Source organism: Primorskyibacter flagellatus, assembly GCF_048268605.1.
In the GTDB taxonomy this organism is placed as follows: Bacteria; Pseudomonadota; Alphaproteobacteria; order Rhodobacterales; family Rhodobacteraceae; genus Primorskyibacter; species Primorskyibacter flagellatus.
On record NZ_JBLWVF010000001.1, the window covers coordinates 170249 to 187478 of the forward strand.

A 17230-nucleotide genomic window follows, 5' to 3' on the forward strand; every position below is an offset into this window, starting at 1 on the left:
CGCTATCCTTCTGACTGTTAACGTATCGTTAACCGTGCGTTCGGCGGTGGCGGGATCACGCCTATTTGAAATTGCGGCTTTCCTTGATCTGATCCCAAGCCCAGACCACTTCCTGAAGCTGGTCCTCCTGACTGCGGTCGCCGCCGTTCATGTCAGGATGCAGCACTTTGATAAGCGCCTTGTAGGATTTGCGGACGTCGGCCTTTGACCAGTTGTCACGCGCGTCGAGGATCTCGATCGCGCGTCGTTCGGTTGGCGGCAGACGGCGGGTGCCGACCCCTTGCTTGCCGGGATTGCGCGTCGCGTTGTTGCCCAGCACCTGATGCGGATCCTCGATGCCCAGCCGTGCCCAGGCGCGTGCCTCGGGGTCGCGGAAATCCTTGGTCTCGCGTTCCCAAACCTTGTCCTTGGTCGCCTGAGCGTTCAACTCGGCTTCGGTTTGGCCCTGGAAGAAGTTCCACTTCAGGTTGTATTCGCGTACATGGTCCTTGCAGAACCATTTGTATTCATCCAAGACATCAGGCGCTTTGGGCGCACGGAATTTTCCGGGCAGTTCGCAGCCTTCGTGCTCGCACAGACGGGTAGAGGTTTCGGACGCACCGGACATGCCGCGCCGTCCGCGTGGGTTCTTTTTCTTCGCGGTTGATACAGACATATCGAACCCGAAGGGATCTGGTTTGCTCATAGGAACACCTTTTCGACTCGGACGACCAACTCTAGACTATCCACCGACAGAGTGTAGGGGGCAGGCAGGAAAAAATGACCAGAACAGAAGAAATTCGCCAACGGCTGCAAAAGGCTTTCGCGCCAAGAGAGCTTGACGTCGTTGATGACAGCGAGAAGCATCGCGGACATGCGGGTTATCAGGAGGGCGGCGAAAGTCACTTCTCGGTGCGGGTGCGCAGCGAGGCGTTTGACGGGCTGTCCCGCATTGCCCGGCATCGCGCGGTGCATGAGGCGTTGGGGGCGACACTGATGTCGCAGATCCATGCCTTGTCGCTTGATCTGAACAGTTAGGCGGCTTTTGGCTGTATTTGCGGGAATCGCCTTTAGGTGGTTTTACGCTGACGTTCAGGCGACCTGTTCGCGCGGCTTGCAAATATCTGTGACAGAAAGCAGCGGTCCAACTGGACAGGAGCCGAACGATTATTCCTTCGCAAGACCGGAAGCGCGCGCCCGGATTTGTGCAGCCCGGCTGCGCAGGGCCGGGCCGGGATCTGTCTTGGGCGCAGTGCCGATGCGTGATGCGTCTGGCGATAGCGCTCTTGACGCGACTGTCGACGGGGTTTCGGTTTGGCGCGGGGCAGCGGGTACCGGGGCGGCCCAGGCTGACAGGTCCAGGGCGGGTACTGCAAATCTCTTTAATGACAAGATGTCTGATTTGGCGTCACCCGGTATCGGGGTGTTCATCTGCGCGCGGCCTTGGTCGGGCGTAGCGGTTCCCGTCACCAGCGTCGGTTTGCCATCGGGCCGGTCTATCGGCGTTGGTGGCGACGCTTTGCGTTGTGCCTGCGCTGCTTCATCCGTTCCCGCCGCAGTATGCGTCTTTGGCTGCGTCGCCAAAGGCGCATCAGGCGCATGACCGCCCGCCGGTTCGATAGATGTCGCATCTGCCGGTCCTTCTGGTTGTGAAAGCAGCATTACATTCGGCTGCGATGTGTCATCAGTCACCAACTGGCGCTTTAACAAAAGCGGCGCGCGGGGGGAGACATCCCGTATTGTCCTGCGCACAGCTTTCAGACGGCGGCGGAAAATCAGGACGTTGCAAAAGACCTGCGAGGTTGATGCCGCATCCAACGTCGGATCCACGGGCAGGACTTCAGCGCGCTGATATTCCCACCCTTCGGCACCAAGAGCATTCATCACCTGTGCAAGGGCGCGGGCATAGCGTTGCTCGGCACCGTCAGAGCCGTCTGCCTGTGCCTCTTCGAATGGGGCGGGAACAACCTTGTACTCAAATGCAGTCATGCTGGCTCCGCGATAGCGTTGCCAAAAACTAGCAATCCGAAGCCGATCCGCCAAGTCAGACGGCACTCATCGGCGTAACCCTTCGATATTGTGGCCGCAGACGCACAAAACAGGGGGTTTCAGACAGGTATTGACGATTTTCAGCGGCGCATATCCGCTTGGAAAGCGCGTCCGCACGCATAAGGCTCGGCTGGTCTGGGCTGCCGTTTCCTTTCTACAGCGCCGGAATTGGGTGCGCCCGGCCTATTGGCCGAGCTTTGTTGCCACGATCTCGTTCACGGCCTTGGGGTTGGCCTTGCCGCCGGTGGCCTTCATCACCTGCCCGACGAACCAGCCCGCAAGTTTTGGATTGGCCTTGGCCTTTTCGACCTGCGCGGGGTTGGCGGCGATGATCTCGTCCACCGCGGCCTCGATGGCGCCGGTATCGGTGACCTGCTTCATGCCGCGATCTTCGACGATCTGGGCCGGGTCGCCACCATCGGTGTAGACGATCTCGAACAGGTCCTTGGCGATCTTGCCGGAAATGTCGCCTTTCTGGATCAACTTGATGATGCCTGCCAACTGGTAGGGCGAGACCGGGCTTTCCTCGATGGAATGGTCTTCTTTCTTGAGGCGTCCGAACAGCTCGTTGATGACCCAGTTGGCGGCAAGCTTGCCGTCGGTATCGCTGGCGACTTGCTCGAAATAGCTGGCATTGGCAGTGTCGGCCGTCAGAACCGACGCATCATATTCGGACAGGCCGAAATCCTTGACGAAACGCGCCTTCTTGGCATCGGGCAGTTCGGGCAATGAGGCGGCAATATCATCCACCCAGCCCTGCTCGATTTCCAGCGGCAGCAGGTCGGGATCGGGGAAGTAGCGATAGTCATGCGCTTCTTCTTTCGACCGCATCGACCGGGTTTCGCCCTTGTCGGGATCATACAGCCGGGTTTCTTGGTCAATTTCCCCGCCCGCTTCCAGAATGGCGATCTGACGCTTGGCCTCATAATCGATCGCCGCCTGAATGAACCGCATGGAGTTCATGTTCTTGATCTCGCACCGGGTGCCGAGATGGCTGAAATCCTGCGTGTCCTGATATTTCTCATATTGGCCCGGCAGGCAGACCGACACGTTGACATCCGCGCGCAGGTTGCCGTTTTGCATGTTGCCATCGCAAGTGCCCAGATAGCGCAGGATCTGGCGCAGCTTGGTCACATAGGCGGCGGCCTCTTCGGGGCCGCGAATGTCGGGGCGGCTGACGATTTCCATCAGCGCAACGCCGGTGCGGTTGAGGTCCACGAAGGACATGTTCGGATCCATGTCGTGGATCGACTTGCCGGCATCCTGTTCGATATGGATGCGTTCGATCCGCACCAGTCGCGCGATGCCGGGTTCCATATCGACCAGCACTTCGCCTTCGCCGACGATGGGGTGGTAAAGCTGGCTGATCTGGTAGCCCTGCGGCAGGTCGGGGTAGAAATAGTTCTTGCGGTCGAACGCCGATTTCAGGTTGATCTGTGCCTTGAGGCCCAGCCCGGTGCGCACCGCCTGTTCGACGCAGAATTCGTTGATGACGGGCAGCATGCCGGGCATCGCGGCATCCACGAAGGCGACGTTGGAATTGGGTTCGGCGCCGAATTTGGTCGAGGCACCGGAAAAGAGCTTGGCCTTGCTGGCAACCTGGGCGTGGACTTCGAGTCCGATCACCAGTTCCCAGTCGTGTTTCGCCCCGGCGATCACCTTGGGCTTGGGGGCCTCATAGCTCAGATCCAGCATGGTCTATATCCTTCCAGAAGGGTCGATGCGGGTTCTAAGTCAGAGCCGGGACAGGAGCAAGAGGCAGTGCAGACGCGTCGAGAGGCGCAATCCGGTTGGTTGCGGTCCTGTGGTGGTGCAACTGGTGCCGGGCAAGGCTGATAGGCCCGGACAGAGGTCCCGGCGCAAAGGCCGGGACGCGGCTTGCGTAGGGCGGTGGTTGCGCATCTGCGGGTCGAAGGCGCGCTATCGGGTACAAACCGTGGTCGGATGCTTGCGCGTCGGGTGGCGTTTGGGCATTCTGTCACGATGCTCAGGTGCCTCATCATGTTGGGAGTATTGGCCGGACCGCTGCACGCGGCCGATACGGTGTTGCCTGATAAACCTGTGGGTGTCGCGCTGCTGCGGTCCGCGACGGTTCAGGGGAATATTGTAACGGCATCGGTGCTTGCGCCGACACGGTCATTGCGCCCCCAGCGCCGCATCGACCGTCTTCCTGCAACGCGCTGGCAAGATGTGAACAAGGGGCCGACATGGTCGCGCGCGGCCCTGTCGGCACTGTCCGCGCATGCCGAGCCGCTGGCCCGCACTGTGCCGCAAGATGTGGTCGATTGGTGTCCGGGCTACGCCAGTGCAAGTCTGGCCGATCGGCGGGCATTCTGGGTGGGGTTCCTGTCGGCGCTGGCCAAACATGAAAGCACCTACCGGCCCGAAGCTGTGGGCGGCGGCGGGCGCTGGTATGGATTGTTGCAAATTCTGCCGGCAACCGCGCGTGGCTATGGCTGCAAGGCCCGGACCGGAGCGGCGCTGATGAATGGTGCGGCGAACCTGTCCTGCGGATTGCGGATCATGACCCGGACGGTCCGCCGGGACGGGGTGATTTCGCGCGGAATGCGCGGTGTCGCCGCCGATTGGGGGCCCTTCCACAGTGCCGCGAAGCGCCGTGATATGGCGACTTGGTTGCGCAGGCAGAGCTACTGCAAATCGGTGCCATATGTGCGTCCGGTTGCCCGACCGGTTGATCTTGCGTCGAACTGACCGTTGGATTGCTCAGTTAGGCGTTACACGCCGTCTCATCCAGAACGGCCTGCGCGAGCTGTCCACCAGCGACACGGTCGGGGCATGCGCGCCGCCAAGCGCCAGAGTTGCGCGACGAAGAAGCTTTATCCCTTCGTCCGACCGGGCCGGAAGGGCGGCGGCAGAAATAGCCTCGCCGATGGTGATACGATACGGTTGGCGATGCTTGTTCAGCGTTTCGTGGAACAGGGTAATGTCGCGTAATGTCGGGTGGATCAGGTCAAACAGATAGAACATCGCCGAGTTGCGCGCCTGAATATTGACCGGGATCACCGGCAGATCGAATTTGCGCGCGATCATAGCCGCCGATGGCATCCACGGCCGTTCGTGCAGGCGCAGACCGGACCGTTTTGCCAGCCTGCCTGATGGAAAGATCACGCCCAGCCGATCCTCCGCCACAGCTTGACGCGTATAGGCCATTGTTTCGCGGGTCTTGCCGTGGCTGCGCTTTTCCGGTCGCCATTCCACTGGGGCGATCATGTCCTGCATCTGCGGCAGCACCCGCAGGATGTCGTGATTGGCGAAATAATACGCATCGGGGCGAATCCGGGCCAGTGCAGCGTGCAGGATGATGCCATCGGCAATTCCGGTCGGGTGATTTGCCACGACCATGGCTGCGCCTTGCCGGGGAATATTGTCCAGTCCGGCGACGACCACATCGCGCGCCAGCATCTGTGCCATCTGTTGCATGATCCGGGCGCTCGGTGTGTCGCGGAAACTCTCCGCCAGCGAAACGGTGCGCTTGTATGTCAGCAAGGTGTTCAGCGCCGCACGGGCCGGACGCGTGCCAAGCCGCCCGGAGAAAAGCCAAGGCGCGCGTTCCTCGATAAGGGGATCTATCCGGTCATACATGTTGACCTGTTCACGGTTCTGCGGCGTCAATTGGGTAAGATTGGCCCTGCGCTGCGTTTTTTCAAGTTCTGGAGCGAACTGAACGATTTTATCAGCGGGAAACGGCCTTTTAAGGGCACGCGCGTTGCGAGGCCGTACCCGCTATTGAGGTGATTAACGTCCAGCACCCTTTCTTGCGATCGTCTATGTAACAAGGGCGGTATTTTCAGACAGCGACCGCCGGACCGGTGCGGCAACCTTTCGGGTGCCCCCGTTGTGTTCCACTTGGGTACGAAGCCCACCGATGCCCGTGCGGGCACCGATGGTCCTGAACGTGTTCATCCCAGGATGCGTCCTACCATTTCGGCGGTGTCCCGGCTGAGATCGGATTTGGCCGCGATACGTTCGAGGTTTTGCCGCATAAGCGCCTGCCGATCTGCATCGTACCGGCGCCAGGCCTGAAACACCGAGCACATCCGCGCCGTGGTTTGCGGATTCAGCGCGTCAAGTCGGATCAGCCAATCCGCAAGCAAGGCGTATCCGTCCCCGTCGGCGCGGTGGAACCCGGCATGGTTCATCGCCAGAGCGCCCATCGTCGCGCGGAACCGGTTGGGGTTCTTGAGGTCAAAGTCGGGATGTTCGGTCAGCGTCTTGGCGACATCCGCTGCGCGGGCCGGATCCGCCTCTGCGATTTGCAGCATGAACCACTTGTCGATCACCAGCCGGTCGTCTTTCCACCGGTTGTAAAACGCGGCCAACGCATCCTCGCCTCTGCCGGATCGGATCAGGCAAGCCAGTGCCGTGAGTTGCAAGGTCATGTTGTCGGCATTCGTGTATTGCCGCGCTGCCTGCGCACCTCCGTCCAGCCGTGTCGTCAACCCCAGAAGCTTGCCGGCAAGCGCGCGACGGCCGGCGGGGCCGGCATCGGGCGAATATGCCCCCTCGACCGTCATCTCTGCCTGCAAGCGGGGCAGGGCATCCTGCAACGTCTCCGCCAGTTGCTGCGCGACGGTCTCGCGCGCCTGCCAGATGGCATCCGGGTCCGGGGTGGTACCCTGTTCATGCAGGGCTTGTGCCAGCTCGGATTCTGCTGGAAGCGAGAGCATAAGTGCCCGGAAAGCCGGGTCCGCCGAATCGTCCCGGACGACGCGGCTCATGCCTTCCAGCCAGCGGTCGTCGGTAGGGGAGCCGTTGCGGATCATCGCGATCAACCCGTCACGAGCAAGCTGTCTGCCGGCTTCCCAGCGGTTGAACGGGTCGGTGTCATGCGCCAGCAGAAAGGCGCGCTCGTCGGCGCTGGTTTCGCGTTCCAGCACAACCGGCGCAGAAAATTCGCGCAGGATCGAGGGGATTGGCCGCGCCGACAGCCCGGTGAACTCGAAGCTTTGTTTGGCTTGCGTCATCTCCAGCAGCGTTGTCGCCGAGACCTCGTCGCCATTCGGGCCCAGAAGGCCAACAGCGATGGGCAGCACCTGTGGTTCCTTCTCGGTCTGACCAGATCCCTCCGGGGTGTGCTGTTCGAATGTCAGCGTGTAAGTGCCGCTTGGGGTGTCCCCGCCCCGGACCTGATCCGGGGCCTCGGGGTTGTCCGCAAGGTCCCGGCTCGGGGGCCGGGACGCGTCGTCTGCGGCTGCCCAGCCTTCCGTAACCGTCAGGCGTGGCGTGCCAGACTGGGAATACCAGCGCTTGAATTGCGTCAGATCGCGGCCTGTTGCATCTTCGAACACCCGCAACCAATCTTCGATCGTGGCCGCGTCGCCATCATGCCGCTCGAAATAGAGGTCGAGAGCCTTCGCATAGGCCTCATCCCCCACCAGCCGTTTGAGCATGCCGATCACTTCGGCACCCTTTTCGTAGACAGTGGCAGTGTAGAAGTTGTTGATCTCTTGAAAACGCTCGGGCCGGACCGGATGGGACAGCGGTCCCTGATCCTCGGGAAATTGCCGCGCGCGCAGGTCAATCACGTCGCTGATCCGCTTGACGGGGGCGGATCGCATGTCGGACGTGAATTGGCTGTCGCGATAAACCGTCAGCCCTTCCTTCAGGCATAGTTGGAACCAGTCGCGACAGGTGATCCGGTTGCCGGTCCAGTTGTGGAAATACTCATGCGCGATGATCGCCTCTATCCGTTCAAAGTTGGCGTCGGTCGACGTTTCGGGACTGGCCAATACGGCAGAGGAGTTGAAAATGTTCAGCCCCTTGTTTTCCATCGCGCCCATGTTGAAGTCATCGACCGCGACGATGTTGAAGATGTCGAGATCATATTCGCGGCCGTAAACGTCCTCGTCCCATTTCATCGACTTCTTCAGCGCTTCCATCCCGAAGGCGCATTTGTGCAGATCACCGGGACGGACCCAAATGTTCAGTTCCACGTCGCGGCCCGACATGGTGGTAAAACGATCAGGATGGTTGACCAGATCGCCTGCGACAAGTGCAAACAGATAGCTGGGCTTTTTCCACGGATCATGCCATTCGGCCCAACCCTCACCTTCAGCCACCGGGTTGCCGTTTGACAGCATCACCGGCAGATCGGCCTCGATCCGCACCGTGAATGGGGCCATCACGTCCGGCCGATCGGGATAATAGGTGATCTTGCGAAACCCTTCGGCCTCGCATTGAGTGCAATACATGCCGCTGGACATGTACAGCCCCTCAAGCGCGGTATTCGTCGCCGGGCTGATCTCGACCTCGGCCTCCCAGGTGAAAGGGCCGTCTGGGACGTCGCAACTCAGCCCCTCTTCCGTGATCGTGGGCGTGACCGCCACGCCGTCGATATGGCTGGAGATCAGCACCAGATCCTCGCCATGCAGAAAGAACGTCTGATCCACCCTGTCCGGATTGGGCGCAAAACGTATGCGGCTGATCACGCGCGTGGTTTTGGCGGCAAGCCGAAAGGTGAGATGCACATCCTCCACCAACCAAGCGGGCGGGGTGTAGTCCTTCAGATAAATCGTCTGAGGGGGGGAGTCTCTCATGCACACATCTCCGTGAGAACTGAATTTTCGCCGAACTTTTGCACCACCACGCTGTTGACCAAGTAGCGCGCGCAAAGCCGCGAAATGTTGACGCCAAATACAGGAGCATACGATGTCAGCCCCCAAAACGAATGTCGAGACCCAGGAAAAAAACCATCGCCCCGCTTTGGGCGGGATGAAATTCGCGGTTGGCGCAGCGTTGGTGCTGTTCACCGCGTTCGTTATCTGGGTGTTTGCCGCCGCTGACGATCCGGAAGGCGCAGAGACCCAGATTGACGGGCGGACCGGGGAGGCTGTCCAATCCGACTGATCGACAAGACGGACCCATGACGGGCTTGACCCGTCATCTTGTGGCCTCAGGCCTCTCAGAACGGATCTGATGCCCCAAGGCAGTTTGCGGACTTCCGGGCTCAGGGCTACGATCTACGGTGCGACCGCGCATCGGATGGATACCTCCATGTTGCCTAACGGAAATTTTTGTCCTACTCGTTTTTGCACAATTGCCGGGGCGCGTGCCTCGCGTAGGCCAAGAGGTTTTCCATGACACATCGCATCGACCGCAATGGTCTGCAAATCGACGAAGTTCTGTACAATTTCATTGAGGACCGCGCGCTGCCAGGAACGGGCATTGCCGCCGATGATTTCTGGGCGGGGCTGTCGGATCTGCTGCATGAGAAAGGCCCCGAGAACCGCGCACTTCTGGACAGACGTGACGAATTACAGGCCAAGATTGATGCTTGGCATATAGCGCAACGCGGGCAGACGCTTGACCTGCCGACCTACAAGGCGTTTCTGGAAGAGATCGGTTATCTTCTCCCGGAAGGCGGCGATTTTGAAATCGACACCGCAAATGTCGACCCAGAGATTGCGTCTGTGCCCGGTCCCCAACTTGTCGTCCCGATCACAAATGCGCGGTTTGCCCTGAATGCGGCGAATGCGCGTTGGGGTTCGCTGTACGATGCGTTCTACGGCACCGATGCGATGGGACATGCCGCGCCCAAAGGCCCCTATGACCGGGGGCGCGGTGCGCGGGTTGTCGCAAGGGCGCGGGTGTTTCTGGATGATGCTTTCCCGATCGAAGGTGGCTCACATGCAGATGCGCGGCGCTATCACATCAGTGATGGCGCGCTTCTGGTGGATGATATGCCGCTGGCGCAACCGGAAAAATTCGTCGGCTATCGCGGCCACCCCAAAGCACCGGAGGCGCTGCTGCTGCGCAATAACGGCTTGCATGTGGAACTGGTCTTCGACCGCACACATTTCATCGGTGCGCGTGATCAGGCAGGCTTGGCGGATGTCGTGATGGAATCCGCCGTGACCGCGATCATGGATTGCGAAGATTCCGTGGCCTGCGTCGATGCCGAGGATAAAGCACAAGCCTATGGCAACTGGCTTGGCCTGATGAAGGGCGATCTGGAGGCCAGCTTCACCAAGGGTGGCAAGACCCTGTCGCGCAGGCTGAACAAGGATCAAAGCTACACCGCGCCGGATGGCAGCGAGCTGGTCGTGAAGGGCCGCGCTTTGCTTTGGATCCGCAATGTCGGGCATCTGATGACCAACCCGGCCATTCTCGACAAGGATGGAAACGAGGTTTTCGAAGGCCTGATGGACGCGATGATCACGGTGCTGATCGCCATGCACGACCTGAACCGCGACGGTGGCAATTCGCTGAGCGGGTCTGTGTATGTGGTCAAACCCAAGATGCACGGGCCCGAGGAAGTCGCCTTTGCCAGCGAGACTTTCGATCATGTCGAAAAGGTGCTGGGCCTGCCCGCGAATACCGTGAAGATCGGCATCATGGACGAAGAGCGCCGCACCACGGTCAACCTCAAGGAGTGCATTCGCGCGGCACGCCATCGTGTCGCCTTCATCAATACCGGGTTTCTTGACCGCACGGGCGACGAGATCCACACCTCGATGGAGGCCGGGCCGTTCAGCCGCAAGGATTTTATCAAGCGCAAGGCATGGATCGGCGGGTACGAGAACCAGAACGTGGATATCGGGCTGGAATGCGGGCTTCAGGGCAAGGCGCAAATCGGCAAGGGCATGTGGGCGATGCCCGACGCCATGGCCGCGATGCTGGAAGCCAAGATCGAACACCCGAAATCCGGTGCCAACTGTGCCTGGGTGCCGTCGCCAACGGCGGCCACGCTTCACGCGTTGCATTACCACAAGGTCGATGTCTTCGCCGTGCAGGACAAGCTGAAGGCAGGCGGGCGGCGCGCCTATGTCGAAACGATCCTCGATATACCGCTGGCCAGCTACCGGATGTGGTCCGAGGCACAGATCCTGCAAGAGGTCGAAAACAACGCCCAAGGCATCCTTGGCTATGTTGTGCGCTGGATCGATCAGGGGATCGGATGCTCCAAGGTGCCCGACATCCATGACGTTGCCTTGATGGAGGACCGCGCCACGTGCCGGATTTCCGCCCAGCACATCGCCAACTGGTTGCACCACGATGTGATCAGCGCAGAGCAAGTGACCACGGCAATGGAAAAGATGGCCGCCGTGGTGGACCGGCAAAACGCAGAGGATCCTTCCTATGCCCCAATGGCGCCGGGTTTTGACGGTGTCGCCTATCAGGCCGCCTGTGATCTGGTGTTCAAGGGACGCGTGCAGCCTTCCGGCTATACCGAGCCGGTTCTGCACGCCCGCAGGCTGGAAAAGAAAGCAGCCGGTTGAGCCGGGCAACTCGGTCGAAGCTATTCAGTGATCGCGTCCAGGCCATTTCTTCTGCCGGATCGTGCCTCTGCGGGTGCAGGGACAATCCGGCAGGTAGATCCAATCTTTCCGTATTCGTTCGTTTCGGACCACGTTCCAGAACGTGCCCGCGTTGATCACCCGGTTGTCACGCTATCCCGAGAAGGTCGCGCGCGATCCGTTCGAATATCGCAGCGCCGATCGGAATAAGGTTGTCGTCAAAGTCATAATCGGGGTTGTGCAAGGCCGCGCAGTCTTTCCCTGTGCCAAGACAGAGCATTGCAGCCTTTGCATTCCAGCCGAACACGCCGAAATCCTCTGAGGCGCGCATCGGCAAACCGTCCTCGCCATTTGCCACGTCGATTGCGGTCATTGCGGCGACTGCGACAGCGGTTGCATCGGGGTCGTTGATCGAGGCGGCAAAGTCGTCGCAGATCTCGAACGAAATAGTCAGCCCATCACGTCCGGCGATTTTCTCGGCAACGATGCGTGCCTTTCCTGCCATGCTTTCCAGTGCATCATCACTCGCGCTGCGCAGGGTCACATGGATCACCGCGTCACCCGGGGCGACGCCAAAGGTCGGCTCGCCGACGCGGACATGTGTGACGGTGGCCAGTCTGAATGCATCGTTCAGCGCGCCTCCGGCGCCGAGGGCGCTTAAGGCAGGGATCAGTTCAGCGACGGCGCGTGCCGGTGACATGCCGTCCTCGGGGTTGGCCGCGTGGGCGGTCTTTCCCTTCAGCTTTATCGCAAGACCGCGAGAGGCGCAGTTGATCAGGCCGGCCCGCGTTGCAACATGGCCAAATTCGCGGCCGGGCTCGTTATGGATTGCGAAAGCCCAATCCGGCGCGATGTCAGCGAAGGTCGGGTCCGCAACTACGGCGCGGGCACCGCTCCCGTCCTCTTCGGCGGGTTGAAACATCAGGACGACCCGTCCTGACGCGACCGGTTTGCGTGCGATCAGCCGCCCCAGCGCCAGCAGCATGGTCATATGCCCGTCATGCCCGCACAGGTGGCCTTGGCCGGGGATCTGGGACACCCAGGCCTTGTCCGACTGCTCTTGTATCGGCAGGCCGTCCAGTTCTGCCCGGAACAGGACGGTCGGGCCGTCAACGGCACCTTCGAAGACCGCAGCGACCCCGTGCCTGCCCAGATTTTGCAGAATTCGGTCCGGGGAGAGCGATTGAAGCGCTGCGACGATGGAACGGGCCGTTTCGACCTCTTGCCCGGATAATTCCGGGCGTCTGTGAAGGTCTCGGCGGAAGCGCGTCAGTTCAACAAGGTCAGCGTTTGTCAGCATCGGTTCGCCTGCATTTATCATTACCAAGACAGTAGGCATGGTTTCAAAATTGGTCAAAGCGGTCCTTGGGTGGTGATGTTCAGGCGCGGCAGGCAACATCTCAACGGCGCGCCATTTTCTGCGCCGCAGAGGGGGCGTTGGTTACGGGTGCGTTAAAGGGCGACCGACTGCCTTGAAACCGGGCAGCGCGGCCCATCTTGGGTGTGTGTCCGCCTCAAACTGTAGCATCCGGGCTTTTCTCTTATCCCTGAGAGCATTAGATTGACGCAGAAGCGTTCCGGAGACCTGTCCAATATGACACGACCCATTGTCGGCATTATCGGCAACCAGCATTTGCTCAACGATGACTATCCGGCCCATGCCGGTGGGGCGATGAACTCTGAGGCGGTTGCCTGTGTTTCAGGGTGCATTCCGTTGCTGATCCCGGCCGATCCGCGTTTCGTGACGGTGGCGGAATTGATGCAGACATGCGACGGCTTTCTGCTGACAGGTGGGCGGCCCAACGTCCACCCCGAGGAATACGGCGAGACACCGACCGAAGCGCATGGCGCGTTCGACCGGGCGCGCGATGCCATCACCCTGCCGCTGGTGCGGGCTTGCGTCGAGGCGGGCCAGCCGTTTCTTGGTATCTGCCGTGGTTATCAAGAGGTGAACGTGGCGATGGGCGGGACGCTTTATCCCGAAATCCGCGACCTGCCGGGCCGGATGAACCACCGCATGCCGCCCGACGGCACGATCGAAGAGAAATTCGCGCTGCGCCACAAGGTCACTTTTACCGAAGGCGGCGTCTTTCATCGGTTGTTGGGCACGTCCGAGGTGATGACGAATACGCTGCACGGGCAGGGCGTCAAGACGCCCGGCGCGCGTTTCGTGATTGACGGGCTGGCCCCCGATGGCACGGCCGAGGCCGCCTATATCAAAGGTGCGGCGGGCTTTACCCTGTCGGTGCAGTGGCATCCTGAATGGGACGCGGCCAATGATCCGGTGTCGCGCCCGCTGTTCACCGCCTTTGGCGATGCGGTACGGGCATGGGCGAGCGGTGCGCGCGCCGCGCTGAGAACTGCCTGAGCCACCCGACTTGCAGCGCGTCGTGCCCGCGTTCAGGTCACGGCGGCGCGCTTGTGATATTCAGGCCGGTCCCAAAGCTTTTGGTCCAGAATCTCCGCAAGGATCGTTGCGGCGGCGCTGACATCGTCCTGCGATATATAAAGCGGCGTGATACCGAACCGCAAAATGTCAGGGGCACGGAAATCGCCGATCACGCCTCTGGCGATCAGGGCCTGCATGACCGCATAGCCCTGTGGGTGACGAAAGCTGATCTGAGAGCCGCGCATCGCATGTGCCTCGGGCGTGGCGAGCGTCAGGTCGGGGCAGCGGGCGCGCATTTCGGCGATGAACAGATCGCCAAGCACCAAGGAGGCCTTGCGCAGCGCCTGCATATCCACCCCGTCCCAGATATCGAGCGCGGTCTCCAGCGCGGCCATCTGTAATACGGCAGGCGTTCCGACACGCATCCGCTCGATCCCCTGACCGGGGCGGTAATCCGCGTCGAAGGCAAAGGGCGCTTCATGCCCAAGCCAGCCGGACAGGGCCGGTTGCGCCGTGTCTGCATGCTGTGGAGCCACATAGATGAAGGCAGGCGCGCCGGGGCCGCCATTCAGAAACTTGTAGGTGCAGCCACAGGCGAAATCGGCTTTGCCCGCCGTCAGATCCACCGGCACAGCGCCCGCCGAATGCGCCAGATCCCAGATCGCCAGCGCGCCTTTCTCGTGCGCCTTGGCAGTCAGCGCGGGCATGTCGTGGCGGCGACCTGTGCGATAGTCGACCTCTGTAATCATCAGTGCCGCGACCTCTTCGGTGATGGCGTCCGCCACCTCCTCTGGTGCAACAACCCGCAGCTCATGGCCCTTGTCCAGCCCGGCGATCAACCCCTGTGCCATATACAGATCCGAGGGGAAATTGCCGCTGTCCGACAGGATGACCTTGCGATTCGGGCGCATGTGCAAAGCAGCGGCGAGGGCCTGATAGATCTTGACCGACAGCGTGTCGCCCAGCACCACGCTTCCCGTTGGCGCGCCCAGCAACGTGCCGATGCGATCGCCCAGAACCGAGGGTTGCGCCATCCATCCGGCGCGGTTCCAGCCGGTGATAAGCATCTCGCCCCATTCGTCCTTCACCGTCCGCGCGACCCTTTCAGTGGCAGCTTTCGGCAGAGGGCCCAGTGAATTTCCGTCCAGATAGATCACGCCTTCGGGTAGGTCGAACATCGCGCGGGTTGCAGAAAAATCCATCACATTTCACCTCCGGCGATCTGGATTGCCTGTCCGTTGATACTGCCGGAATTGTCACCGCAGAGCCAAAGTGCGGCCTCGGCGATCTCTGCCGGGGCGATCAGGCGGCCATGCGGATTGGCACCGACCATGACCTTGCGGGCGTCATCCTCTGACATGCCGGTGCGGGCCATGATGCGGTCAATATTTTGCGGCACGATATTGGTGTCCACATAGGCCGGGCAAAGCGCGTTGAACGTGTAGGGTTTGCCAAGATAATCGGCGGCCAACGCGCGGATCAGCCCGATCATGGCGTGTTTCGAGGCGCTGTAGCAGGGCGCGCCTTTCAGGCCACGAACACCGGCAATTGACGACACCGCGATGACGCGCCCCCAGTCGGTCTGATGCATGGAGGCAAGACATTCGCGGATCGTCAGAAAGGCACCATCAAGATTGGTCGCCATCATATCGCGCCAGAACGTCATGTCCGTCTTGTGCAGGGCGCGACCCTCGGCAATGCCGGCATTGGGCACACAGATCTGGACAGGCCCATGGGCGGCAACGGCTCCTGCGATACCCTCCACGACCGATGCTTCGTCGCGGACGTCCATCTCCGCCGGATGCAGGATGCCGTCTGCAACCTTTTCCAGCACCGCGCGGCGACGGCCGGTAATCGTGACCACGGCACCCCGTTCTGCCAGCGCGCGGGCGATTGCAAGGCCAATCCCGGTGCCGCCGCCTGTGACGAGTGCGTGTTTTCCTGCGAGTGTCATGCGCGTCCTTTCTTTTCCGGGGCAGAGTAGCGCAGCCGGAGGCAGGAGCAAGGGGCCGCTTTACTTACGCATTCATTCCTGTGAATGTGACGGCGAAATTCGCAGGGAGAGTCGCATGAAAACCTTTTTGATCGGCGCGGTGGCCGCAGTATTAGCGCAGTCTGTTTGGGCCAGTGAGGATATTGCGGATCAATATCCGCAGTCGGAACTTTACTCCAAGCCGGTCGAGGTGATCCCGCATGTATTCTCGGCCATCGGGGCAACAGCACCGCCGACCTATGAGAATTCCGGCCATAACAACAACCTCAGCTTCGTGGTGACAGGCGATGGTGTTGTGGTGGTCAATGGTGGCGCCAGCGCGCGTCTGGCCGCCGCTTTGCATGATGAAATCCGCGCGGTGACGGACCAGCCTGTGCGGCTTGTCATCAACGAGAACGGCCAAGGCCATGCGATGTTGGGCAATTCCTATTGGGCCGATCAGGGCGTCGATATACTCGCCCATGTCGAAGCCATCGAAGAAATCGAGGAAAACGGCGACTTCATTCTGCAAGCCATGCAGGGCTACAACCGTGACAAGGCAGACGGCACGCGCGTGGCGGTGCCGAACATGTCGTTCGAGGACCGCAAAACCGTCGAGATGGGCGATGTGACGCTGGAAGTGCTTCACCTTGGCCCCGCACACGGGCCGGGCGACACGCAGGTGTGGATTCCGCAATGGAGCCTGATGATCGCCGGAGACATCGCCTTTCACGAACGGATGCCGCCGATCTTTGCCGATACCTGCACCTCTTGCTGGATCGAGACCTGGGAGACCGCGCTGGTGCCACTGAACCCGACCTATGTCATTCCGGGGCATGGGCATCCGACGAACCTTGCGCAGGTCACGCGTTACACGCACGATTATCTGGTGGATTTGCGCGCAAAGATCGGGGCGCATCTCGAAGAGGGGGGCGATCTGGCCGGGGCCTATTACGTCGATCAGACGAACTGGGCGCATCTGGATACGTTCGAGGAGTTGGCGACAAAGAATGCCGGCCGGGTCTTTGAGGAAATGGAATGGGAATAGGGGCAGCGGACGAGCGGGCACCGTCGCCTGCCGATGTCCGGAGTATGACATGAAATGGCTTGATCTACCGCCCGTCTGGTTGGTCGGTGCACTGGGTCTGGCCTGGGCGCAAAAGACATGGACACCGATGGCGCTGAGCTTTGGTCCGGTCTGGGCCGATCTGCTGGGCGGCATGCTGGTTGGCGGCGGGCTGTTGTTGATGGTGCTTGCCGTTTACGAGATGCGGTCGAAACGGACCACCGTCGTGCCGCACCGCATTCCGGACGCGCTGGTGACCACGGGCATTTTCAGCCGCACACGCAATCCGATCTATCTTGGCGATTCGATGATCTTGACCGGAATGATCCTGTATTGGGACGCCGTGCTGGCACTGCCTCTGGTCCCGATTTTCGTCTGGTTGATCGAAACGCGGTTCATTCTTCCGGAAGAGGCGCGTCTACGACGAAAGTTCGTTGCGCAATTCGCACGATACGCGCAACAAGTCAGAAGGTGGGTGTAACTTCTGCTCTTAATATGCTGTGTAGCAGCATTGAACG

General features: G+C 60.8%; 15 protein-coding genes. 7 read left to right on the forward strand and 8 right to left on the reverse strand.

From position 1 onward, the window contains the following. Positions 1-61 precede the first annotated feature (61 nt). Entirely contained in the window at positions 62-685 is a 624-nt protein-coding gene (locus ACN0WV_RS00845) for a J domain-containing protein (protein WP_084352470.1), read from the reverse strand. Positions 686-759: 74 nt separating this feature from the next. On the opposite strand from ACN0WV_RS00845, the gene ACN0WV_RS00850 reads away from it, so the two are divergent. Next, positions 760-1017 (forward strand): BolA family protein, encoded by a 258-nt coding sequence (locus tag ACN0WV_RS00850; RefSeq protein WP_084352468.1) that lies wholly within the window; start codon positions 760-762, stop codon positions 1015-1017. A 129-nt stretch (positions 1018-1146) separates the two neighbouring features. On the opposite strand, the gene ACN0WV_RS00855 is transcribed toward ACN0WV_RS00850, so the two are convergent. Together ACN0WV_RS00855 and gatB are read right to left on the reverse strand one after the other, a co-directional pair. Continuing rightward, complete coding sequence (locus tag ACN0WV_RS00855; RefSeq protein WP_417603047.1) at positions 1147-1968, reverse strand: DUF4177 domain-containing protein; 822 nt, start codon at positions 1966-1968, stop codon at positions 1147-1149. Positions 1969-2211: 243 nt separating this feature from the next. Then, positions 2212-3723, reverse strand: coding sequence for an Asp-tRNA(Asn)/Glu-tRNA(Gln) amidotransferase subunit GatB (gene gatB / locus ACN0WV_RS00860; RefSeq protein ID WP_417603049.1), 1512 nt, complete (start codon positions 3721-3723; stop codon positions 2212-2214). 306 nt (positions 3724-4029) lie between these two features. Between gatB and ACN0WV_RS00865 the strand changes: the two genes are divergently transcribed. Beyond that, the gene (locus ACN0WV_RS00865; RefSeq protein WP_084352724.1) at positions 4030-4740 is read left to right on the forward strand and encodes a transglycosylase SLT domain-containing protein; all 711 of its coding nucleotides are present in this window, start codon (positions 4030-4032) and stop codon (positions 4738-4740) included. Between the two features lie 12 nt (positions 4741-4752). Here the strand turns inward: ACN0WV_RS00865 and ACN0WV_RS00870 are convergent, their stop codons facing one another. Next, positions 4753-5631, reverse strand: a complete 879-nt coding sequence (locus tag ACN0WV_RS00870) for a lysophospholipid acyltransferase family protein (protein ID WP_417603811.1) — start codon at positions 5629-5631, stop codon at positions 4753-4755. A gap of 317 nt (positions 5632-5948) precedes the next feature. Continuing rightward, entirely contained in the window at positions 5949-8585 is a 2637-nt protein-coding gene (pepN, locus tag ACN0WV_RS00875; RefSeq protein WP_417603052.1) for an aminopeptidase N, read from the reverse strand. 112 nt (positions 8586-8697) lie between these two features. On the opposite strand from pepN, the gene ACN0WV_RS00880 reads away from it, so the two are divergent. Together ACN0WV_RS00880 and ACN0WV_RS00885 are read left to right on the forward strand one after the other, a co-directional pair. Beyond that, positions 8698-8895 carry a hypothetical protein gene (locus ACN0WV_RS00880; RefSeq protein WP_417603055.1) on the forward strand — a complete coding sequence of 66 codons (198 nt, stop codon included), beginning with the start codon at positions 8698-8700 and terminating at the stop codon, positions 8893-8895. A 230-nt stretch (positions 8896-9125) separates the two neighbouring features. After that, the gene (locus ACN0WV_RS00885) at positions 9126-11267 is read left to right on the forward strand and encodes a malate synthase G (protein WP_417603058.1); all 2142 of its coding nucleotides are present in this window, start codon (positions 9126-9128) and stop codon (positions 11265-11267) included. A gap of 166 nt (positions 11268-11433) precedes the next feature. On the opposite strand, the gene ACN0WV_RS00890 is transcribed toward ACN0WV_RS00885, so the two are convergent. Next, positions 11434-12585, reverse strand: a complete 1152-nt coding sequence (locus ACN0WV_RS00890; RefSeq protein WP_417603813.1) for an amidohydrolase — start codon at positions 12583-12585, stop codon at positions 11434-11436. Positions 12586-12879: 294 nt separating this feature from the next. Here ACN0WV_RS00890 and ACN0WV_RS00895 point away from each other — a divergent pair, with 294 nt between their 5' ends. Then, positions 12880-13653 (forward strand): gamma-glutamyl-gamma-aminobutyrate hydrolase family protein, encoded by a 774-nt coding sequence (locus ACN0WV_RS00895; protein ID WP_084352456.1) that lies wholly within the window; start codon positions 12880-12882, stop codon positions 13651-13653. Between the two features lie 32 nt (positions 13654-13685). Here the strand turns inward: ACN0WV_RS00895 and kynU are convergent, their stop codons facing one another. Continuing rightward, the gene (kynU, locus tag ACN0WV_RS00900) at positions 13686-14879 is read right to left on the reverse strand and encodes a kynureninase (protein ID WP_417603062.1); all 1194 of its coding nucleotides are present in this window, start codon (positions 14877-14879) and stop codon (positions 13686-13688) included. Further along, the gene (locus ACN0WV_RS00905) at positions 14876-15628 is read right to left on the reverse strand and encodes an SDR family NAD(P)-dependent oxidoreductase (RefSeq protein ID WP_417603064.1); all 753 of its coding nucleotides are present in this window, start codon (positions 15626-15628) and stop codon (positions 14876-14878) included. The genes kynU and ACN0WV_RS00905 overlap by 4 nt, the downstream gene beginning before the upstream one ends. Before the next feature lie 115 nt (positions 15629-15743). Here ACN0WV_RS00905 and ACN0WV_RS00910 point away from each other — a divergent pair, with 115 nt between their 5' ends. Both ACN0WV_RS00910 and ACN0WV_RS00915 read left to right on the forward strand, forming a co-directional pair. Continuing rightward, positions 15744-16694: an MBL fold metallo-hydrolase gene (locus ACN0WV_RS00910; RefSeq protein WP_417603066.1), complete on the forward strand. Its 951-nt coding sequence runs from the start codon at positions 15744-15746 to the stop codon at positions 16692-16694. A 49-nt stretch (positions 16695-16743) separates the two neighbouring features. Continuing rightward, on the forward strand, positions 16744-17193 hold the full coding sequence (locus tag ACN0WV_RS00915; protein WP_417603068.1) for a methyltransferase family protein: 450 nt from the start codon (positions 16744-16746) through the stop codon (positions 17191-17193). Positions 17194-17230: the final 37 nt, after the last annotated feature.